Consider the following 19,763-nt stretch of genomic DNA (forward strand, 5'->3'; position numbering starts at 1 on the left):
CTCTTCTTAGTACTTGTCGAGCCTTTAGGCCGCCATCTGACGCGACAGGAGCCGCGCCAGATTGTCGAGCGCTTGTCGCGCCTGCGCATCGGCCTTGGCGCCAATCAGCGCCGAGGTTATACGCGCGATCAAGGTGTGCGGCGTGATCTCGATGCGATGCGTCAGATGCGTTCCCGTCTCAGTTCCCACCAGACGAAAATCGACAATCACCTGCATCGACTTGTCGAAATAGCGGCAGGTCAGTCGGTACGGCGCGTCGTGACTGAGGATCACGCCGTCCATCAGATGATGCTTGCCGCCTTCGCAATGGGCGTAGCGCAGCCGGTCGCCCGCCACATTCGGACCGGGACCGATCTTGGCCAGGCCTTCGCAGTGGCCGTGCCACTGCGGCAGGCGTTCAAAATCGTCGAGCAGGGCGAAGACCGCCTCAGGCGACGCCGCCAAATCTGTACTGTGTTCGCAAACTATGGTCATGGTAAGCTGCCGGACTTATTACGGTCATAGCCGAGCATGTCGCCGACGCCCGCAAAGGATCAATACGGTTCATGAGCCAGCCTGCACCTCCGGCGAAACGCGGCCTGTTCGACCTCTATGTGCTGCGCTATCTGCGCCAGAAGCCGCAACTGCCGATCACGGCTCTGATCGGCGCTTTTGTGGCGGTTGTCGTCGCCGGCGTAACGCCTCTCCGGCTGGCCACGGCGCTGCTGATCGGCTGGAACGTCACCACCCTGCTTTATCTCGGCTTTGCGCTCTATGCGATGTTCACCGCCGAACACGACCGGCTGACGCGCACCGCGCACCTCTATGACGATGGCGAGGGCGTGATCCTGCTGGTGTCGGTGCTGGCCGCTGCGCTGAGCTTCGCCGCCATCGTGTTCGAACTGGCCTCAACCCAGCACGTCACCGGCCTGATGAAGGCCGTACATGTCGGTTTGGCGGCCCTGACCCTTCTGACCTCCTGGGCCTTCATCCACACGGCGTTCGCCTTTCACTACGCGCACGGCTATTATCTGCGCCATAATGATAAGACGCCGTGCCTGATCTTTCCCGGCAAGGACGCGCCGCACTATACGGATTTTCTGTACTTTTCCTTCATTATCGGCACGTCGGGCCAGACCGCCGACGTCTCCTTCGCCAGCACGGCCATGCGCCGCACCGGCCTGTTTCACTGCGTCATCGCCTATCTGTTCAACGCCACCGTGCTGGCCCTGATGATCAATATTTCCGCTTCGCTGCTGTAACCTTTGTGAAAGGCGGTCGTAATAGGCTGGGAACGACGCAAAAGGCGGGCGACTATGGCAATCAGCGGCGACTATCCCCATCCGGTGCAGGTCAACGGCTTTACTTGCAAAAACTGCACGGATGTCGATTACGCCAAAAAGCACATCGACCCGGCGCATCCCAAATCCGGCCCTTACGACGTCAACGCCGCCTCCGATCCTTCGCGAAAGGCGGCGCTCGACCCGGCGACCGCCACCACAGCGCAACTGACGGCGGCGGGCAGACTCCTTGACCTGCGCGCATAAAAAACCGCGCCCTTTTGTGACGAAAGGGCGCGGGATCAGGCTTGGCTCGAAAGATACGCGAACTAGAACTTTTTGCTGACCGAGATCAGCGCCGACTGCGACTTCTGGCTGTGCGAACCGAAGGTTCCGCGATACTGGGCGCCAAGATCGAAACCGCCCACCTCTGCGGTCAGGCCGATTCCCGCCAGCATGCCGGGGCTTTCGACATTGCCCATCGCCATGGTGAAGGGTTGCGCGGTGTTGTTGAGCAACTGGCCGCGCAGATCGCCCTCGTCGCCGCTGAGGACGCCCTCATAACCGATCACGCCATTGACGCGCACAGTGGGCGCGATCTGACCGACCGCCTGCAATTCGACAGCGCCATTGGTCGAATTGACCTTGCGGTCCTTAAAGCCGACCGCGGCGATCGTGCCGAACTCGTCAAAGCCCTGCATGGTGGCCGCGACATAGGACAGCCGCGCCAGCGGGGTGATCGTCCAGTCGCCGAGCTTGTGGTCGATGCCCGCCTGCACGGCCGCCGAATAGGCGCTGGTCCCGATGTGGGTGCGGCCATTGGTGTAGGGGCCAAACAGGGTTTCGCGCTGATAGTTGGAGTAGCTGCCCGCGCCAGCGCCCGCCGAAGCCGTAATGAAGACCGGGCCGGAGCGGCAGTCATAGGCGGCGTCAACACTGATATCGAGCGTGCGCGCCTTGATCATAAAGCCCTTGGTGTCGCCGCTGACCACCGTGCCGCCGAAACCGAGGCTGGAGCTGGCGTTCAACGGACGCATAAAGCCTGCGCGCATCCCGGCCTGCCGGTAATCATAGGCCTTGGCGTCGGTGGTGATCATATCGCCGCCAATCATGTCCTGCACGCTGACGGAGCGGTTGCGCTGGCCGTCATTGCCGACGACCTGCGCGAAATAACCGCCGTCGCGCGCCGCATGCAGCAGGTTGGTCATGTCATTGGCCGTCGTGCGGCGGGTTTCATAGCTCTCGTCCGCGAACAGGCCGACGCCCGATGTCAAGGCGGGTGTATAGAGATATTGCGCCGTCAGGGCGGCGATCAGCTTGTGTCCGCCGGCGGTCGGATGCACGCCGTCCCAGAAGAGATAACCGTTCTGCGTCGCCGCCGTGCCGGTCACGCAGGCCGCGACCGTGATGCAGGCGTGGGTGACGTCGCTGAAGCCATAGGCCTGCGGATTGGCCTCGATGGTCTGCAAGGCCGAGAAGATATCGACCTCGACAATATTGCTGCCGGTCGCTGAACCGGCGACCTGCAACAGGCCCGCATGCAGGGCGGCGTTGAAGGTCTCGCCCGAATAGCTGGACAGGGCCGAGGCGCTGGCATTGGTGTTGAACTGCGGCGTGGCGCCGAGATCGGGCAGGTTCATGACCAGAATGGTCTTAGCCCCCGCCCCGGCCAGCATGCCGGTCTCGGTGGCGACGTAGCCAGCCGCCGTCTGGGCGGCGCCGGTCATATAGGCCTGCGCCGTGGCCGGATTGGACGCCGCCGTCGGCAGGGCCTGGAACAGGTCGTTGGCGCCCGCCCAGAGGCTGGCGACGTCCCCGGCGCCGAACTTGCCGCCCTTAGCGACAAAGGCCTGAATCTGCTGGTAGCTGGACGGGATCGGGCCGTTGCTGTTGGCCGCGTTGTCGGCGCGCGCGCCGCCCCAGGCGAAGTTGATGCTGCCGGAATTGACGCCCGCCGCCGGGGTGAAATAGCCGAGCATGCTTCCCGACAGATATTCCGCCCAGGTCTTGTCATTGGTGAAGCGGTGATTGTACGGCGCCGGCGGCTGTCCGGTGGCGGTGTAGAGATTGCCGTTGTCGGTCAGGCTGTCGCCGAAGCTGACAAGGCGGTCATAGGACTGCGCGTTGGCCCCGGCGGCGAACGCAAAAAGGGCGGTGGACGCCAGCAGCGTCAGGCAAAAAGCTTTCTTCATGGCTACCCTGTCGAATTTTATAAGTTCGGCGGTCACGCAGAGTTGACCTTTCCGTCAACGGAAACCATCCGCCTTTTGGCCGCATTTGGCAAGATTGCCGCAAGGTCAAGTTATGTGCTTTTTTGGCGCTGCTGTTACATTTGTGTCTCAGCGCCCGATCTGAAGCCCCGATCTGAAGCCCCGACGTGAAAGCCCGGCTCAGGCCGCGGCGTCGCCGCCGGGCAGCACCGCCAGCATGAAGAAGAACTGCTCGATACTGGCGGCGACTTCGCGAAACTTGTCGATGCTGACCGGCTTGACGACATAGGCGTTGGCATGGCGGTCATAGGCGCGCGCCACATCGGTCTCAGCCTGTGACGACGACAACACCACAACGGGTATGGTTTTGAGCGCGTCGTCGTCCTTGATGGCGCGCAACACGTCCTGACCGCTGACGCCCGGCAGGTTAAGATCGAGCAGAATAATGTCGGGCAGGCGGAACAGCGCATAAGCCCCTTCCCGCCGCAACATGGCCAGCGCCTTCTCGCCGGTGTCGGCCACCGTCAAACGATTGTCGATGCGGGCGTCGCGAAAGGCGCGCGCGGTCAGCAACGCGTCGCCGCGATTGTCCTCGATCAGCATGATTTCGGCCGGACGGCCTTCGCGGATAAGCAGGTTCAGCATGTCACGCTCCCTGATACGAGGCTGGTTCCGGCGCGAGTCTCAGCGACTTGGCGATGGAGATATGAAAGCGGCTGCCTTCTCCCATCCTGGACTCCACCCAAATGCGGCCGCCATGATTCTCCACGATCCGCTTGCACACCGCAAGCCCAAGACCGCTCCCCTTGATGGATTCCCAGTTGTGCAGCCGGCGGAACGGCTCGAAAATCTGCTCGATAAAGGCTTCGTCGATCCCGAGGCCATTGTCGGTGACGGAAAATTGCCAGTAGGCCCCACCCTCGGCGGCGGCGATATGGATGACCGGCGTTCGCCCTTCGGGTTGATATTTGATGGCGTTGGCGATCAGGTTCTGAAACAGGCGCATGATCTGCACCGCATTGCCCTGAAGCTTCGGCAGCGGGTCGCTGGTGATCTCGGCGCCGCTGTCCAGAATGAGCTGGCGCAGGTTTTCCAGCACATGATTGATCTCGACCTGCATATCGACCTCGCCAATGGTCAGGCCTTCGCGGCCCATGCGCGCATATTCGAGCAGATCCTGCACCATGTCGCGCATCCGCCAGGCGGAATCGCCGATGATTTTCAGATATTCGCGTCCGTCATCATCAAGCTTGTCAGCATAGTCGTGCGCGACGATCTGGCTGAAGTTCAGCATCATGCGCAAAGGCTCCTGCATGTCGTGCGAGGCGACATAGGCGAAGCGCTCCAGCTCGGTGTTGGAATCGGTCAGACGTTTCAACAACCGCTCGCGCGCCGCCTCCGCCTGCTTGGCGCGGGTGATGTCACGCAGAATACCGATATAGTATGTGCGTCCGCCGAGTTGATAGTCTGATACCGACAGATCGAGCGGAAACTTGCGGCCATCCTTGCGCCGTCCCGTCATTTCGCGGCTGAACGCCCCGGCGCCGAGATAGTCCTGCACGAAGCCCTCATGCGGCTTCTGATCGGGTTCGGGAATCAAAATGGCGATGCTGCGCCCCGTCACCTCGTCGGCGCTGTAGCCGAACATCTGAGCGCAGGCGGCGTTGAAGCTTTCGATATGGCCGCGTTCGTCAATGGTGATGATGCCGTCGGTGACATTGTCCAGCACTACGCTGAGCGCGGCGCGGCCCTGTTCCTGACTTTGCTGGTAGAGATCGGCCAGCTTGGCGTTGGTTTCGGCCAGTTGACGCGGACTGGGCAGACGCAAAGCCACCGGTATGCGCACGATCAGCGCAATCAGGGTGGCGATCGAGGCTATGGCGGTCAGCGCCTTGATCACGCCTTCAAAATAATAGTCAGGATGCCAAAGCACCCAGATATTGAGCAGATGGGTGAAGCCGCACAGCAGGATAAAGGCGCCGAACAGCGCGAAAACGCCCTGAAACGGCAGGTCGCGGCGCTTATGCAGGATATAGAGCAGCACCAGCGGAATGCCGGAATAGGCCAGGACGATGCCGGCGTCGGACAGGACGTGCAGCCACAGCACGCCCGGTTTCCACAGGAAACAATAGCCGTGCGGCATGAACATATCGCCGCCGTTATGCTGCGTCATGATCGTCTCCTGCCTGTTCGGCGCCAGTCTTTCCCGATTTTGCCCGCACGGCAAGAGCCAGAGTCGACTTCGGTGCATAATGCGGAAAATGACTTGCAGGGCGCCGAAAAATGGGCGCAAATCGTCCTGCGGTAGAACCGGGCGGGATGGATGACTCGACTTAACGAACGGGATCGCAGCGCACAGGTGCTGCTGATAGAAGACAATCGCGGCGATGCGGTCTTAACGCGCCGCGCCTTCAAACGGGCGCGCATCGCCAACGACATCACGGTCGCCGAATCGGGCGAGAAGGGTTTGAGCATCCTGCGTCGCGAGGGCGAATACGCCGACGCGCCGCGTCCAGATATTATCCTGCTCGACCTGAACCTGCCCTATATGCACGGGCGCGATTTTCTTTCGACGGTCAAGGATGATCCGGCCTTGCGCCGCATCCCGGTCATCGTGCTGTCCTCGTCCAGCGCCGACACCGACATCAGCGCCGCCTACGCCCGTCACGCCAATGGCTATATCACCAAACCGGTCAGCAGCGACACCTATGACAATGTCGTCTCGCGCCTCGAATCCTACTGGTTCGAGCTGATGCAACTGCCGCCCGACGAAGCGACTCCGGCGTTTTCCTAGCCAGCCTTACGGAAGGTGAGATTGTAACGCAGGCCGCCGGTCAGTTCATGCCGCCCGGCTTTCAGCGGCGTCACGCCATGAAAGGCGCGCCGCATCGCCCCGCCCCAGACCGCAACATCGCCATGGCGCAGCTCCAGCCGCGTCGCCTTGTCCTTGCGCCGCAGGCCGCCCCACAAAAACGTCACCGGCAGGCCCAGCGACACCGACACGATCGGCGCTGTCTCATCGGGCTCGTCGGCGTCCTGGTGCAGCCCCATGCGCGCGCCGATCTCGTAGCGGTTGATCAGGCAGGAATCGGGCGCGAAACCGAACCCCGCCGCCTTCGCCGCCGTAACCGCCAGATCGCGCAACTGGTCCGGCATGACGGGCCAGGTCTGACCCGACAGAGGATCGCGCGCCGTGTAACGATAACCCTTGCGATCGGTCACCCAGCCCAGATCGCCGCAACTGGTCATGGCCGCCGACATGACCTGCCCGCCCGGCGTTGTCATGCGGCGAAACGGCGCCGCCTCTGCGACGGCGGCGATGGCGGCCAGCAGATCGGGCGCGGCGTCCAGCGCAAAGCCGCGCAGCAGGCAAAGCCCTTCCGGCGCCGCCTCCGGCGCATCGAACAGTTCAGCCTGCATCGCGTTCCTTTGCCAGCAGAGCCGCCTTGCGCGCCACGCCCCAGCGATAACCCGACAGGCCGCCGTCGCTGCGCACGATGCGGTGGCACGGCACGGCGACAGCCAGCGTATTGGCGGCGCAGGCCCCCGCGACCGCGCGCACCGCTTTGGGCGCTTTCAGACGCTGCGCCAGCTCGGCATAGCTCAGAGTCTTACCCGGCGGCAGGGCGCGCAAGGCCTGCCAGACGCGCTGCTGAAACGCCGTGCCGCGAATATCGAGCGGCAGGTCCAGCCCCAGCCGCGGCGCCTCGACAAAGGCCACCACCTGCGCCACGCGGGCGTCGAAGGCCGGATCGTCGCCCGTCAGCCGCGCCGCCGGAAACCGGTCCTGCACTTCGCGCGTCAACGCCTCAGCATCGTCGCCCAGACTGATGGCGCACACCCCCTTGTCGCTCTCGGCCACCAGCACGGCGCCGAGACTGGACTGCGCGATGGCGAAACGGATGACTTCGCCCGTCCCGCCTTTGCGGTAACGGCCCGGCGTCATGCCCAACCGCGCCGTCGCGCCCTCGTAAAAGCGGCTGGCCGAACCGTATCCGGCGGCGTAAATGGCGCCGGTCACCGAGCCTTCGCCGTCCAGAGCGGCCCGCATCCGCTTGTCGCGCTGCGCCCGCGCATAGGCCTGCGGCGTCACCCCGGTCTGCGCGCGGAACAGGCGGTGAAAATGATAAGGGCTGAGGCCCGCCTCGCGCGCCAGATCATCAAGCCGGGGCATGGCGTCGCTGGCCTCAATCCGGCGGCAGGCCTGCGCAATGATCGCCGCCGTCTTTACAGCGAGGTCTTCGCCGCGCGGACGACAGCGCAGACAGGCGCGCAAACCCGCCGCCTCAGCCGCATCATGGCTTGCAAAGAAGACGACATTCTCCGGCCTTGGCCGTCGCGACGGGCAGGAGGCGCGGCAATAGATTCCCGTGCTCATAACGCCATAGACAAAGCCAGCGTCCGGCGTCCGGCGCAGCACCGCGTCCCAGCGCGGATCGGTTTCGACAGGGTGTGTGACGGAAGAGGTCATGGCGCGCTCCAGATATAGTCCTGCAATCGACATGACGCCAGATTAACGCTGCGCCCGAACCGCCACACTCCGCCGCTTGCGGTCAAATTCCGCCGCGCGTCTTTCGCTTCCATATCGCTTTTTTGTGCAAATTTAATACAGGCAAGTCTATAGACGCCTTGCGTCTTCGCCTCCTCCCTCCGGTTCACGAGCGCCGCCATCCTGTATCGCCTTGCACATGCTTCGTCTTTACGCGCCGTATCGTCAATCGCGACGGCGCTGCTGACCCTGTTGAGCGCGCCCGCCGTGGCCCAGACGGCGCCTGCAGAGCCTCCCGCGCAAACGCCGCAGACCCAGCCGCCCATCGTCAGCGACCAGGCGTTCGGCGCCGCCCTGCCCGCGCTCGATGATTCGACGCCACAGCAGACCACGCCGATTGAGAATGCGCCTACGCCGCAAACCGCCGCGCAATCTGCGGAACCCGCCGCGCAAGCCCCCGCCCTGCCGCCGGTCAGCGCCAGCGACGACCCCGATCTCAACGCGCCCCTGCCGCCGTTGCAAGGCTATGACGTTCAGCCTCAGCAGGCCGCCGCCCCGGCTCAGACCGAGCCGGAAATCCGCTACGCCACCGAAATCGACGGGCTGAAAAAGGCGGGCGTCGCCAGCGCCTTCAAAGATCTCAGCGCGCTCGAAAACGGCAAGGGCAAGGCCGCCAATGTCGCCATGGTGCGCGCCCGCGCCACCGAGGACGAAGCGCTGATCCTGCGCCTTCTGACCTCGCGCGGCTATTTCGACGCCGCCGTCACCACGACGCTGAAAGCGGCGCCGGATAATAACGGCCCCGTCACGGCGAAACTGGTCGCCGTTCCCGGCCCGCTCTATACCTTCGACAAGATCAGCATAGACGCCAACCCGACCCAGCCGCCCGACCTGATCCGCAACGCCCTGCCGCTTACGCAAGGCGAGCCGATCGTCGCCGATAACGTGCTGACCGCCGAGGCCAGCGTCAGCGTCGCCATGCAGGAAAACGGCTATCCGTTCGCCAAGGTCGGAACGCGCGACATCGCGCTTGATCCGACCAACGCCACCGGCGATTACAGCCTGCATGTCGATACCGGCGACCGGTCGCGTTTCGGCGGCTTCCGCAGCGACGGGAAGCTGGCCTTCAGTCCAAAGCACGTCGGCGAACTGACCCGCTTCTCGCGCGGCGACCTCTACGACAACCGCAAGGTCAACGATCTGCGCGACGCCCTCGTCGCCACCGGCCTGTTCCGCAGTGTCTCGGTCGAACCGGTCGCCACGGATGAAAAGGCGCCCGACGGGACGTCCTATGTCGATCTGCTCGTGCATCAGCAGGCCGGTCCCGTTCACACCCTGGCCGCCGAGATCGGCTATTCGACCGGCGAAGGCTTCACCGCTACGGGAAGCTGGCAGAACCGCAACAAGTTCCCACCCGAAGGCGCGCTGATCGTGACCAGCGCGCTCGGCACGCAGGAACAGAGCCTGACCACGACCCTGCGTCGCTCCAACGCCAAAAGGCGTGACCGCACGGCGCAACTGAGCCTGACCGCCAGTCACGACATTTACGATTCTTATGAGGCCTACGCCGCCGGACTGTCCGGCTCGATCTCGCGCGTCTCGACGCCGTTATGGCAGAAGGTCTGGACCTGGTCCTACGGCTTCAATCTGGAGGCCAGCCGCGAATCCAACGACCTGAACCACAACGCCAGCACGGTCTGGCAGAACTACTACTATCTCGATCTGCCGGTGAAATACGGCTACGACCGCTCCAACGACCTGTTGAATCCGACCACCGGCTACCGCCTGAGCAGCCAGACCACGCCGCAGATTTCGCTATCGGCGGGCGGCACCAATGTCAGCGAAATTTTCGACGCCAGCTATTATCACCCGGTCGGCGCCAAGCTGGTCATTGCGCTGCGCGGGCGGCTGGGCACGCTGATCGGCGGCGGCCTCAACAATGTCGCGCCGTCGCGGCGGCTGTATGCGGGCGGCGGCGGCAGCGTACGCGGCTATGGCTATCAGGCGCTGGGACCGGTCGATTCCAGCGGCAACCCGACCGGCGGCCTCAGCCTGGTCGAAGCCAGTATCGAGGCGCGCTACCGCGTCGGCGATATCGGCATTGTGCCGTTCATCGACGCGGGCCAGGCCTATGCCTCGACCACGCCGTCCTTCTCCGACCTGCGTTTCGGCGTCGGAATCGGGGCGCGCCTCTACACCAATTTCGGCCCGATCCGCATCGACGTCGCCACCCCGATCAACCGTCATAAGGGCGATCCGATCGTGGCGCTCTATGTCGGCATCGGCCAGAGCTTCTAGGGAGGCCGGACATGGCGAAAAAGCCCCCTGAAAAAAAGTTCTCTGAGAAAAAAAACTTGCGACTGACGGACGATGCACCGGAATCGCCCCTGCCGCAGGACGCTGAGTCCGCCAATCCGGTCAGAGAGACTGCGGAAAAGGTCGCGCGCAAGGCCGGTTTTCGTCTTGAAGACATAGACTCGGGCCGTGTCTTTCAGCGCCTGGCGGTCATTCTTGGCGGCCTCTTGCTGTTGCTGACTGTGTTTCTGGCCGCGCTCAACACCCCGCCGGGCCGCCGCCTGCTCGTGCAGTTCGCCACCGGCGTCAAGCTCAATTCCGGCCTGCAATTCCAGATCGACCGCATCGACGGCTCGCTGTACGGCAAGATGACCATTCACGGCCTGCGCATCGTGGATACCAAGGGCGTGTTCATCCAGGCGCCCGTCGTCAATCTTGACTGGCGCCCATTCGGCTATCTCGACAAGCACGTCGATATCCGCGATCTCGACGCGCCACGCATCGAGGTGCTGCGTCAGCCGGTCCTCAACCCGTCGCAGGAGCCGGAAAAATCCGGCCCGATCCTGCCCGATCTGCGCATCGACCTGAATCGCGTGCAGGTCGGGGCGCTGGTGCTGGACGAAGCCGTGGCGGGCCAGCCCTACACGCTGCGCTTCGGCGGCGCCGCCCATATCCTGCACCGCCGCGCCCAGATCTCGCTCGATGCGCTCAGCGACAAGGGCGACCGGCTCAGCCTGCATGTGGACGCTGTTCCAGACGCCAACAAGCTCGACATCGACGCGCACGCGCTGGCTCCGAAAGACGGCGCGGCGGACAAGCTGCTTGGCCTCGGCAAGCCCGTGATCGCCGACCTGACGGGCAAGGGCAGTTGGGCGAACTGGCAAGGCCGCTTCGTCACCCAGTACGGCGTCGATCCGCTGAGCGATCTCAACGTCACCGCCCGGAACGGCGTCTTCCACATCACTGGCGCCGCCCACCCCGACCGCCTCCTCAGCGGCGAATCCGTTGCCCTGCTTCAGCCGCAAGTCAATCTTGACGCCACCGCAAAGATGAAGGACCGCGTCTTCGATCTGAACCTGGCTCTGGCGACGCAGGCGCTCGACCTCAAGGCGCTCGGCGTGGTCAATCTCGGCCATAACCGTTTCAAAAAGCTGGAGGCGCACCTGCGGCTCCTGCAACCGCAGGCGCTTGGCAAGGACTTCACCGCCGACGATCTGCACGCCGATCTGGTCTTCAACGGCGCCTTTGACGCCCCGAAGATCGACTACGACATCGCCGCCAAACGCTTCGGCCTCGGCGCCATCCGCCTGACGGGTCTCGACGCGCAGGGCCACAGCCATAAGGACGGCGCCGCGCTGATCATTCCGCTTAAGGCGCGGCTGGACAGCCTGACTGGCATCGACGCGCAGGTCGATCCACTGTTGACGCACGTAAAGCTCGACGGCGAACTAAGTTTCGATAATGGCAGGATCAGCAGCAAGACGCTGAAACTGCAATCCGACCGTCTCAAGGCGACGGGAACCGTCTCCGGCGATGTCGGTAAGGGCCAGTACGGCGCCGACGCGCAGGTGGCGCTGAACGACTATACCGTCCAGAACATCGCCACGCTGAACGCCAGCACGAAGGTCAGGCTCGCCTATGGCAGGGCAGGACTGAGCGCATCGGGAACGCTGAACGCGCGCACGACGAAAATTTTCAATGATGGATTGGCCAAGGCGCTGGGCGGCGACGCCACGGTCAGCAGCGGTTACGCCTATGCGACCAACGGCGCCATCGCGGTGCGCGGCCTGAAGCTGATAGCGCCAAAATTGACACTGACCGGCGAAGGCGGACTGGCCAGGTCAGGCGCGCTGACCTTCAAGGCGAACGCCGAGAGCGCCGATTACGGCCCCGCTGATCTGACGCTTTCGGGAACGCTCGACCACTTGCAGGGCGTGCTGCACGCCGCCAAACCGGGGCTGGGCGTCGGAGTCGTCAATGTGACCGCCAGTTTTGAAGGCGCGCAGGACGGCTATGCGGTCAAGGCCGAAGGCGGCAGCGATTACGGTCCGTTCAACGCCGACGCGCTGATCCTCACGCAGACGCCGCTCAGCATCGACATTCATCACGCCGACTTCGCAGGCATCGGCATGGCGGGCAGGCTGACGCAAAGCGAAGCCGGGCCGTTGACCGGAACCCTTGACCTGTCGGGCGCCGGGCTGAACGGAACCGCGCAATTAAACGCCGCCGGTCAGGATCAGGCCGCGACGGTGCATGCGGTCGGCAACCAGTTCACCGTGCCCGGCCCGACGCCGATCCGTATCGGCCGCGCCTTGATCGACGGAACCGTCGTTTTGCGCGATCAGGCTAAGATCGACGCCGATGTGCAGATGGCCAATGTCACCTATAACGACATCACGCTGGCGACCGGACGCGCCAAAATCGCCCTGATCGGCCAGAACGGAACCGTTCAGGCCGTCGCCAATGGCGCCAGCGGCGGCGTGCCGGTCAATCTGGCCGCCAACGCCCAGCTTGCGCCCAACCTGATCCGCGTAGCGGCGCAGGGCATGGCCAATGGCGTCGCCTTCCATACGGAGGCTCCAGCGCGGCTTGTCAAATCCGGCGAGGACTGGGCGCTGGCGCCTACCACCCTCGTCATGGACGCAGGCAAGCTCGACGTCGCAGGGCGTTTCGGCGCCGACAAGACGGTGCAACTGCGTTTGCACGACCTCGACCTGTCGGTCGCCAACCTGTTCCAGGGCGATCTCGGTGTGACAGGGACAGCGAACGGCGCCATCGACCTCAAACAGGCTGGCGACGCCCTGCCCTATGCGCACGCCACGCTGAAGATCAGCCGCTTCTCGCGCGCCTCCGCCGCCGTCGCCTCGGCACCGGTCGATATGGAGGTCGAGGCCGGGCTCGACCCGGACGCCCTGGCCAGCCACAACTATGTCCGCGCCCTGATCCGGCAGAACGGCGGCGTGATCGGGCGGGTTCAGATCGGCCTGACCCCGGATGGCGGAGCCGACTGGATGAAACGCCTGCTGAACGGCTCTTTGTCAGGCGGCGTGCGCTATAACGGCCCCGCCGCCGTGCCCTTCTCGCTGGCGGGCCTGCCGCGTCAGCAACTGACCGGCGCCGTGGCCCTGGCCGCCGACGTGTCGGGCAAGGTCGCCGATCCGCAACTGAACGGCGTGGTCAAGGCCGACAGCCTGACCTATGACAACGAAACGCTCGGCACGCGCATCACCCAGATCGCCCTGAGCGGTCGCTTCACCTCCAACCGTCTGGAGCTGGACAGCTTTACCGGACGCGCAGGCGAAGGCAGCATCAACGCCTCCGGCTGGCTCAGTCTGGCCGCGGATCAGCACTTCCCAATGGCGCTGCACGCCGATCTGAAGAATGCCCGCCTCGCGCGTTCCGACGCGATCAATTCGGTGGTGTCCGGCACCCTCGACGTCACCAATGACGCGCAGAACGGACCGCTGATCAAGGGCGATCTGCGCCTGCCGCAGTTCAAATATCAGGTCGTCAAACAGGGCGCCGCCGAGGTCAATGTGCTGGACGGCGTGCATCGCAAGGGCGAAAGCCTGACCCCGCCCGCAACCGATAACGGCGCGCCCAGCCGTTGGAAGCTCGATGTGCGCGTCCGCGCCGACAACCAGGTTTTCGTGTCCGGCATGGGCCTCGACTCGGAATGGTCAGCCAATCTGCGCGTGACCGGAAGCAGCGACGATCCGCGCATCGTCGGCGAGATGAAGGCGGTTCGCGGCGACTATACCTTCGCAGGCCGCGCCTTCAATCTCGATTCCGGCACGATCACTTTCGACGGTGGCAAGGTCACCAATCCCGAACTCAACATCTCGGCCAGCGCCAACATCTCCGACATTGAAGGCGTGATCAGCATCACCGGCACGGCAGAGCGCCCGCAGATCAGCTTCTCCTCAACCCCGTCCCTGCCACAGGACGAAATCCTGTCGCGCATGCTGTTCGGCCAGAGCGTCGCCAATATCTCCCCGACCGAGGCGCTGCAACTGGCCTCGGCGGTCAACGGGCTGAATGGCGGCACCGACTATCTCAACCCGCTCGGCGCGCTGCGCAACGCCACCGGCATCGACCGGCTGCGCGTGGTCGGCGCCGACGCAGCGACCGGACGCGGCACATCCATTGCGGCGGGCAAGTATCTGACCAATAACGTCTATGTCGAGATCGTCACCGACACAAAAGGCTTCACCGCCACCCAGTTCCAGATCGCCCTCAGCCGCGCCCTCAGCCTGCTGTCGCAAACCGGCGGCGTGAACGGCACAAGCGTCAGTCTGCGGTATTCGAAGGATTACTAGTCTTCCCCCTCTCACCATGACCATGGGGAGAGGGGGAAGATGATGAAGTTAACCGACCCGCTCCAGAATCGACACATGGCTCGCCACCGCGCCGCCGCCCATATTGAAGATCATGCCCAGCGACGGATCGGGTAATTGCATCTCGCCCGCTTCTCCGGTCAGTTGTTTGGCGGCGATGACGTGCATCGAGACGCCCGTGGCGCCCACCGGATGGCCCTTGGCCTTCAGCCCGCCCGACATATTGACCGGCAGCTTGCCGTTGCGGCCCGTGCCGCCGTCGATGACCAGTTCGCGCCCCTTGCCCGGCGCCGCCAGCCCCATGGCCTCGACCGCCAGCAATTCGGCGATGGTGAAACAGTCATGCACCTCGGCGAAGGCGATATCGCCGACCCCGACTCCCGCTTGCGCATAGGCGGCGTCGAACGCGCGGCGCGGCCCCTCGAACGCAGTCAGATCCTTGGCCGACAAGGGCAGCAGGTCGTTGACCTGTTGCGCGGCGCGGAAGCCGACAGCGCGGCGGAAGTCTTTGGCCATGTCCTCGCGGACCAGCACCGCCGCCGCCGCCCCGTCCGACACCAGCGAACAGTCGGTCTTTTTCAGCGGCGCCGCGATGACCGGATTTTTATCCGACGCAAAGCGGCAGAAATCCAGCTCCAGCGCCTTGCGTAGTTGCGCATAAGGATTATGCACCGCCGCCGCATGGTTCTTGACCGCGATATGCGCCATCGCCTCGCTGGGATCGCCGTACTTCGCCTGATAGGCCAGGGCGAATTTGGCGAAGATCTGCGGAAAGCTCAGTCCCGCCTCCTCGGCCTGATAGCTGGCGGCGCCCAGGGCGCGCGTCACCTCGGCGCCATCGACCGCCGTCATCTTCTCGGCCCCGACCACCAGAGCGACCTTGACCCGACCCGACGCAATGGCGTCCATCGCGGCGTAGAGCGCCGCCGACCCCGACGCGCAGGCGTTTTCGCAGCGCGTCGCCGGTTTGAAGCGCAGGCCCTCATCCGCGCTTAGAATCATCGACGACGCAAAGCCGTCCGGGACCATGCCGGCGTTGAAATGGCCCAGCCACACAGCGTCCACATCCGCGCCAGTGAGGCCCGCATCGGCCAGCGCCTCGCGCGCCACGGCGTGAATCATCTGCTCAAAACTGTCCTCCAGACGACCGAACTTCGTGTGTCCCCAACCGACGATGACGGATTTCATAGGCGAGTCTCCATAGCCTGTAAGAATGCAATGATCGCCGTAACGGCTTCCGGCTCGTCCAGCATAGGCGCATGGCCGCGCCCCGGCGCAATGACCGCGCGCAAATCCGGATGCCGGGCCTGCATCTGCTCCAGCGTCACGGGCGACAGCAGGTCGGACAGGCCGCCGCGAATCGCCAGTATCGGAATCGCGGTCAGCGCATCCCAAAGGCCCCACATATCGGGCGGCGCCGCGCCTTCGGCGGCTTTGAACGGGACGGCGATATCGGGATCGTAAGCGGGGGCCGGGCCGTCCGGCGTCTCACGATACGTCCGGCGCGCAAAGGCCAGCCAGTCGGCCTCGCCATAGTCGGGAAAGGCCTGCGCATTGCTCGTGCGGCAGCGTTCCGCCGCCTCGGCCCAGTCGCGCGCGGGTTCAACCTTGCCCGTATAGGCCGCGATGCGCGCCAGACCCGCCGGGTCCAGTTCCGGCCCGACATCGTTGAGCGCCAGCCCGATCAGGCTCTGCGGCGCCATCGCGCCCATAATCATGCCCATAATGCCGCCCATTGAGGTGCCGACGACCACGCAACGCGCCAGATCCAGATGGTTGAGCAGGGCGAACACGTCCTGCACATAGACGCCGGGCTGGTAATTCATCGGTTCCGGGTCATAATCCGACAGGCCGCGACCGCGCACATCCGGCGCGATGACGCGATAACGCGGACTGAGCTGCGCCGCCAGCGCCTCGAAATCGGCGCTGTTGCGCGTCAGACCGTGCAGGCACAGCACAGGCACGCCCTCGCCGCTGTAATCGCGGGCATAGAGGTTCAGGCGCTCATCGGCGCTTTTGAAACGAATATCCCGATAGGGGGCCATGATATTTCCCTGTTGCGCGCAGCCTACGCCATATCGTCACATTTGCAACCTAATGCTGGCGACGGCTTCAGAAAGCGACATAGGGCCCGGTATAACCGCCCGCTGTCCGCCCGTAGATGGCGGTATAGACGCGCTTGCCATAGAAGAAGGGCAGGCCGAAATCGAAGCTGTCGCTATAGGGTTGCAGATTGTCGAACCCGTTTGGGTCGCCCGCCAGTCCCGGCAGTACGGCGAAATTGCCATTGAGCTGTTCGGTATTATCGACCGTGAAGGCGATATTGGCGTTGACCGCGTTCTTACCGGTCAATGTGGCGGTCAGGTCGAGTGAACTGGTCGGACAGTAGAAGCCCTTGAGATTGCCCGTGCACTGCGTGATCGCGCTGTCGCTGAAGCCATAGAAGTTGGTGCCGCTGTCGATAAAACTCTGGCTCAGCGCCGTTCCCTTATAGGTCGCGGTCAAAAGCCCGCCCGTGCTGGTCGTCAGAACCTGAGTCGCGGTCATGGCGTTATTGGCGCGCGTGCCGATGCCGAAATAGAGCGTTCCGCTCATGGTCCTCTGCCCCAGCGGCGTCGCCGCAGGCAGGTCGATGACCACGCCGTTACTGTCGAGCCCCAGCTTCGCCACGGGGTTCGGAACCTGTGTCGAGATCGGCGTCGCCGTCTGCGTGCAGCCGCCGCCCGATGGGCAGACATAGTAGTAGCCATTGCCGACCGTAACGGCGCAATAGCTGCCGTCCCCGCAATCGTTCGGCAGGACGCCGACGCCGATAATGCCGTTGGCGCCGAAATCGGCGATGGTGTCGTGAGCGTTGCCGCCGCCGGACGTACAGTCCGACGGCACGCTGGCGTAGTCGCCGGTCTCGCCAATCACCATCAGCGGCATACCGGCGACCTGCTCGTCGCCCATGCTGAGATCGGCCTTGCGCACCGAGCCCCAGACATAACCGTCAACATATTGATAGCATTCCGCCAGATGGCCGGTCCCGCTGACCGTCTCGGGCAAAGCCGCGCGCATGGCGGCGCTCAGCGCCTCGTTTTCGATGCGCAGCCCTTCCGAGCCGGTGTCAACGATAATGTGGTCGATGGTCTGGCAGGTCGTGGTTCCCGGCGCGCAGATTTTCAGCGTCATATAACCGATATTGACATTGCCGGTGGCGGCGTCAGGCCACAGATCGACGCTCATGGCGACGCTGTTGGCGAAGGCGCTGCTGCTGGATGATGAAGACGATGAGGATGAGGATGAGGACGAGGCGTAGCCCCCGCTATAACTGCTGCCGCCACCGCCTCCGCCGCCGCACGCGGCCAGCACGATAAGCGTTAAACCTGTCAGTAAGACGCCCAATGTCCGCTTCATGGCTGAGCATCCGTCGCGGTCAGTTGCCGCATGTCAAAGCCGTTCGGCGTCGCCTGCGGCAGAATCGCATAACCCCATTGGGCGCTGCTGACGCCGCCCGTACGCACGATAAAATCGGCATGGGTCGAGGCTAAGGCCCGGCGCATGCGGATATGGCCGGTCTGGGCGTTATCGGATTGAAAACGCTGGAAATAGGCGCTTCCGAACAATTGGCGCAAGTCAGGCCGACGCGGCCCCATCCAGCTCACGGCGAACACGGTCCCGTCGGTATTGGTGAATTCGCGCACCGCGCCGCCATTGCCCAGCGCCATCTCGTGCCGATTCGCCGCGCGCACCGCATGCACGCTCATGGCGCGCGGCGCCAGTCTGCGCTGATCCAGATTAATCGAGGCCGCTGTCTGGCCCAGCTCCGCATGGGCGCTGTGCGCCGCCGCCAGGGCGACCACCGCCGCAATCACGCTATATAATGGCCGCATCATGCTCCGCCGCCCTCCCCCTTCGTCACGGTTGGAAACAGATGCTATGCTCACGGCGAAAATATGCAAGCGCCTTGACTCGGCGACCGCTCATGCCGGTCACAAGCCTTTGCCGCCGCCTTACTTTCCGGTGAACCCGCCGTATATAAGCTTGATGATCTCCTCTCTAAGCTGGACCGACCGCAATGGTGCGGTGACTGTCAGAGAGGAGGGTCTTATGGGACCGAATTCTGTCGGATGGCTGACCGCCATCATCGTCGGCGCGCTGGCCGGCTGGATCGCCGAACAGCTCATGCATTCCAATCAGGGCCTGTTGATGAACATCGTCCTCGGCATTCTGGGCGCCATTATCGCGAGCGCCTTGATGTCGGTGTTCGGCATCATGTTCGCGGGCGTGATCGGCTATCTGATCGCCGGCATTATCGGCGCCTGCATCCTGATCGCGCTCGGTCGGATGTTACGCGGCCGGACGGTTTAGCCATGTCGACGCCGCTCCGTCACCGGAGCGGCGGTTCTTTCGTCGGGAGGCTTTTATGCGCGTCAAGGACATCATGACCAGCGATTTTCAGGTTGCCACTTCGCGCTCCACCTTGCAGGAGGTCGCCGAAATCATGCGCAATGGCGGTTTCGGCTACCTGCCCGTGCGCGAGGGCGATAAACTGAAAGGCGCCGTCACCGACCGCGACATCGTCGTGCGCGGTCTGGCCGACGGCTTCGGGCCGGAGACGCCCATTCTTCACGTCATGTCGGAAAGCATCGTCTATTGCCTTGAGGAGGACGATATCCGCGAGGCCGCCGACCTGATGCAGCGCGAGCAGATTCGCCGTCTGGCGGTCCTGAACGACGATAAACGCCTGGTCGGCGTGGTCTCGCTTGGCGACATCGCCCGCGTCACCGACGACCGCGCCCTGACCGGCGCTATTGAGGTGCAGGTCGCGCAGCCCCTCTAGCGATCATGAGCCGCCCATAATGCCCGTAAACACCACCAGTGTGTAAGCGCCAAACGCCAGAATGGCGACGATCAGCAGAACCAGCCCCATCTTATCGTCTTCGCTAAGCGAAGGCCCATGTGCGTGTCCTGGCGCGCGTCTCATCTCCGGTCGCGACGGACGACGATTATAGAGTTGAGGATCGAAGGGCATAATGGTCTCCGGCGTCGACATCTCAGTCAGCCTGTAAGTGTAATCGAAGCCGTATAAGATGTGCTGTGGTGAATGGCGCGCCCACATAAGAAAGCCATAAATCCCGCCATTTCGATTGCGATTGACAGACCGCCTTCGCGGCTTCACCTTTGGCGA

At 63.8% G+C, this 19,763-nt stretch carries 18 protein-coding genes; 7 read left to right on the forward strand and 11 right to left on the reverse strand.

The window, feature by feature from the left end; genetic code table 11:
• Window positions 1–24: 24 nt before the first annotated feature.
• Window positions 25–474, reverse strand: a complete 450-nt coding sequence (locus tag ACTHLA_RS14140; RefSeq protein ID WP_440190587.1) for an SRPBCC family protein — start codon at window positions 472–474, stop codon at window positions 25–27.
• Window positions 475–545: 71 nt separating this feature from the next.
• Between ACTHLA_RS14140 and ACTHLA_RS14145 the strand changes: the two genes are divergently transcribed.
• Together ACTHLA_RS14145 and ACTHLA_RS14150 are read left to right on the forward strand one after the other, a co-directional pair.
• Window positions 546–1,241: a DUF1345 domain-containing protein gene (locus ACTHLA_RS14145; RefSeq protein WP_440190590.1), complete on the forward strand. Its 696-nt coding sequence runs from the start codon at window positions 546–548 to the stop codon at window positions 1,239–1,241.
• Window positions 1,242–1,295: 54 nt separating this feature from the next.
• Window positions 1,296–1,526 (forward strand): hypothetical protein, encoded by a 231-nt coding sequence (locus tag ACTHLA_RS14150; protein WP_440190593.1) that lies wholly within the window; start codon window positions 1,296–1,298, stop codon window positions 1,524–1,526.
• A gap of 62 nt (window positions 1,527–1,588) precedes the next feature.
• Here the strand turns inward: ACTHLA_RS14150 and ACTHLA_RS14155 are convergent, their stop codons facing one another.
• The 3 genes from ACTHLA_RS14155 to ACTHLA_RS14165 form a co-directional block, all read right to left on the reverse strand.
• A complete protein-coding gene (locus tag ACTHLA_RS14155; protein ID WP_440190596.1) occupies window positions 1,589–3,451 on the reverse strand; it encodes an SGNH/GDSL hydrolase family protein in 1,863 nt (620 codons plus the stop codon).
• Window positions 3,452–3,649: 198 nt separating this feature from the next.
• Entirely contained in the window at window positions 3,650–4,114 is a 465-nt protein-coding gene (locus tag ACTHLA_RS14160) for a response regulator (protein ID WP_440190599.1), read from the reverse strand.
• Between the two features lies 1 nt (window position 4,115).
• A complete protein-coding gene (locus ACTHLA_RS14165) occupies window positions 4,116–5,642 on the reverse strand; it encodes a sensor histidine kinase (RefSeq protein WP_440190602.1) in 1,527 nt (508 codons plus the stop codon).
• Between the two features lie 150 nt (window positions 5,643–5,792).
• Between ACTHLA_RS14165 and ACTHLA_RS14170 the strand changes: the two genes are divergently transcribed.
• Window positions 5,793–6,263: a response regulator gene (locus ACTHLA_RS14170; protein WP_440190605.1), complete on the forward strand. Its 471-nt coding sequence runs from the start codon at window positions 5,793–5,795 to the stop codon at window positions 6,261–6,263.
• On the opposite strand, the gene alkB is transcribed toward ACTHLA_RS14170, so the two are convergent.
• A complete protein-coding gene (gene alkB, locus ACTHLA_RS14175) occupies window positions 6,260–6,889 on the reverse strand; it encodes a DNA oxidative demethylase AlkB (RefSeq protein ID WP_440190608.1) in 630 nt (209 codons plus the stop codon). The two genes, ACTHLA_RS14170 and alkB, sit on opposite strands and share 4 nt — an antisense overlap.
• The gene (ada, locus tag ACTHLA_RS14180) at window positions 6,879–7,940 is read right to left on the reverse strand and encodes a bifunctional DNA-binding transcriptional regulator/O6-methylguanine-DNA methyltransferase Ada (protein WP_440190611.1); all 1,062 of its coding nucleotides are present in this window, start codon (window positions 7,938–7,940) and stop codon (window positions 6,879–6,881) included. Before ada ends, alkB begins: the two co-directional genes overlap by 11 nt.
• Before the next feature lie 270 nt (window positions 7,941–8,210).
• Here ada and ACTHLA_RS14185 point away from each other — a divergent pair, with 270 nt between their 5' ends.
• Both ACTHLA_RS14185 and ACTHLA_RS14190 read left to right on the forward strand, forming a co-directional pair.
• A complete protein-coding gene (locus ACTHLA_RS14185) occupies window positions 8,211–10,256 on the forward strand; it encodes an autotransporter assembly complex protein TamA (protein ID WP_440190614.1) in 2,046 nt (681 codons plus the stop codon).
• Between the two features lie 11 nt (window positions 10,257–10,267).
• Complete coding sequence (locus tag ACTHLA_RS14190) at window positions 10,268–14,572, forward strand: translocation/assembly module TamB domain-containing protein (protein ID WP_440190617.1); 4,305 nt, start codon at window positions 10,268–10,270, stop codon at window positions 14,570–14,572.
• A 48-nt stretch (window positions 14,573–14,620) separates the two neighbouring features.
• Here the strand turns inward: ACTHLA_RS14190 and ACTHLA_RS14195 are convergent, their stop codons facing one another.
• From ACTHLA_RS14195 to ACTHLA_RS14210, 4 genes are all read right to left on the reverse strand, one after another.
• Window positions 14,621–15,778 (reverse strand): thiolase domain-containing protein, encoded by a 1,158-nt coding sequence (locus ACTHLA_RS14195; protein ID WP_440190620.1) that lies wholly within the window; start codon window positions 15,776–15,778, stop codon window positions 14,621–14,623.
• Window positions 15,775–16,635: an alpha/beta fold hydrolase gene (locus ACTHLA_RS14200; RefSeq protein WP_440190623.1), complete on the reverse strand. Its 861-nt coding sequence runs from the start codon at window positions 16,633–16,635 to the stop codon at window positions 15,775–15,777. The genes ACTHLA_RS14195 and ACTHLA_RS14200 overlap by 4 nt, the downstream gene beginning before the upstream one ends.
• Before the next feature lie 67 nt (window positions 16,636–16,702).
• The gene (locus ACTHLA_RS14205; RefSeq protein ID WP_440190626.1) at window positions 16,703–17,989 is read right to left on the reverse strand and encodes a DUF3443 domain-containing protein; all 1,287 of its coding nucleotides are present in this window, start codon (window positions 17,987–17,989) and stop codon (window positions 16,703–16,705) included.
• On the reverse strand, window positions 17,986–18,468 hold the full coding sequence (locus ACTHLA_RS14210) for a DUF2844 domain-containing protein (RefSeq protein ID WP_440190629.1): 483 nt from the start codon (window positions 18,466–18,468) through the stop codon (window positions 17,986–17,988). Before ACTHLA_RS14210 ends, ACTHLA_RS14205 begins: the two co-directional genes overlap by 4 nt.
• A gap of 214 nt (window positions 18,469–18,682) precedes the next feature.
• On the opposite strand from ACTHLA_RS14210, the gene ACTHLA_RS14215 reads away from it, so the two are divergent.
• Both ACTHLA_RS14215 and ACTHLA_RS14220 read left to right on the forward strand, forming a co-directional pair.
• Window positions 18,683–18,943: a GlsB/YeaQ/YmgE family stress response membrane protein gene (locus tag ACTHLA_RS14215; RefSeq protein WP_440190632.1), complete on the forward strand. Its 261-nt coding sequence runs from the start codon at window positions 18,683–18,685 to the stop codon at window positions 18,941–18,943.
• Between the two features lie 55 nt (window positions 18,944–18,998).
• Window positions 18,999–19,415 carry a CBS domain-containing protein gene (locus tag ACTHLA_RS14220; protein ID WP_440190635.1) on the forward strand — a complete coding sequence of 139 codons (417 nt, stop codon included), beginning with the start codon at window positions 18,999–19,001 and terminating at the stop codon, window positions 19,413–19,415.
• Between the two features lie 3 nt (window positions 19,416–19,418).
• Here ACTHLA_RS14220 and ACTHLA_RS14225 read toward each other — a convergent pair whose 3' ends face one another.
• Complete coding sequence (locus ACTHLA_RS14225; protein WP_440190638.1) at window positions 19,419–19,607, reverse strand: hypothetical protein; 189 nt, start codon at window positions 19,605–19,607, stop codon at window positions 19,419–19,421.
• Between the last annotated feature and the right edge of the window lie 156 nt (window positions 19,608–19,763).

Origin of the sequence: Asticcacaulis sp. (assembly GCF_051956075.1) — a bacterium.
GTDB lineage: Bacteria > Pseudomonadota > Alphaproteobacteria > Caulobacterales > Caulobacteraceae > Asticcacaulis.

Bases quoted from the DNA above. Each gene is read 5' to 3' on its own strand.
- ACTHLA_RS14145 (WP_440190590.1), top strand. From the start codon at position 546: ATGAGCCAGCCTGCACCTCCGGCGAAACGCGGCCTGTTCGACCTCTAT.
- ACTHLA_RS14210 (WP_440190629.1), bottom strand. From the start codon at position 18,468: ATGATGCGGCCATTATATAGCGTGATTGCGGCGGTGGTCGCCCTGGCG.
- ACTHLA_RS14170 (WP_440190605.1), top strand. From the start codon at position 5,793: ATGACTCGACTTAACGAACGGGATCGCAGCGCACAGGTGCTGCTGATA.
- ACTHLA_RS14140 (WP_440190587.1), bottom strand. From the start codon at position 474: ATGACCATAGTTTGCGAACACAGTACAGATTTGGCGGCGTCGCCTGAG.
- alkB (WP_440190608.1), bottom strand. From the start codon at position 6,889: ATGCAGGCTGAACTGTTCGATGCGCCGGAGGCGGCGCCGGAAGGGCTT.
- ACTHLA_RS14160 (WP_440190599.1), bottom strand. From the start codon at position 4,114: ATGCTGAACCTGCTTATCCGCGAAGGCCGTCCGGCCGAAATCATGCTG.
- ACTHLA_RS14195 (WP_440190620.1), bottom strand. From the start codon at position 15,778: ATGAAATCCGTCATCGTCGGTTGGGGACACACGAAGTTCGGTCGTCTG.
- ACTHLA_RS14225 (WP_440190638.1), bottom strand. From the start codon at position 19,607: ATGCCCTTCGATCCTCAACTCTATAATCGTCGTCCGTCGCGACCGGAG.
- ACTHLA_RS14205 (WP_440190626.1), bottom strand. From the start codon at position 17,989: ATGAAGCGGACATTGGGCGTCTTACTGACAGGTTTAACGCTTATCGTG.
- ACTHLA_RS14190 (WP_440190617.1), top strand. From the start codon at position 10,268: ATGGCGAAAAAGCCCCCTGAAAAAAAGTTCTCTGAGAAAAAAAACTTG.
- ACTHLA_RS14155 (WP_440190596.1), bottom strand. From the start codon at position 3,451: ATGAAGAAAGCTTTTTGCCTGACGCTGCTGGCGTCCACCGCCCTTTTT.
- ACTHLA_RS14215 (WP_440190632.1), top strand. From the start codon at position 18,683: ATGGGACCGAATTCTGTCGGATGGCTGACCGCCATCATCGTCGGCGCG.
- ACTHLA_RS14200 (WP_440190623.1), bottom strand. From the start codon at position 16,635: ATGGCCCCCTATCGGGATATTCGTTTCAAAAGCGCCGATGAGCGCCTG.
- ada (WP_440190611.1), bottom strand. From the start codon at position 7,940: ATGACCTCTTCCGTCACACACCCTGTCGAAACCGATCCGCGCTGGGAC.
- ACTHLA_RS14220 (WP_440190635.1), top strand. From the start codon at position 18,999: ATGCGCGTCAAGGACATCATGACCAGCGATTTTCAGGTTGCCACTTCG.
- ACTHLA_RS14150 (WP_440190593.1), top strand. From the start codon at position 1,296: ATGGCAATCAGCGGCGACTATCCCCATCCGGTGCAGGTCAACGGCTTT.
- ACTHLA_RS14165 (WP_440190602.1), bottom strand. From the start codon at position 5,642: ATGACGCAGCATAACGGCGGCGATATGTTCATGCCGCACGGCTATTGT.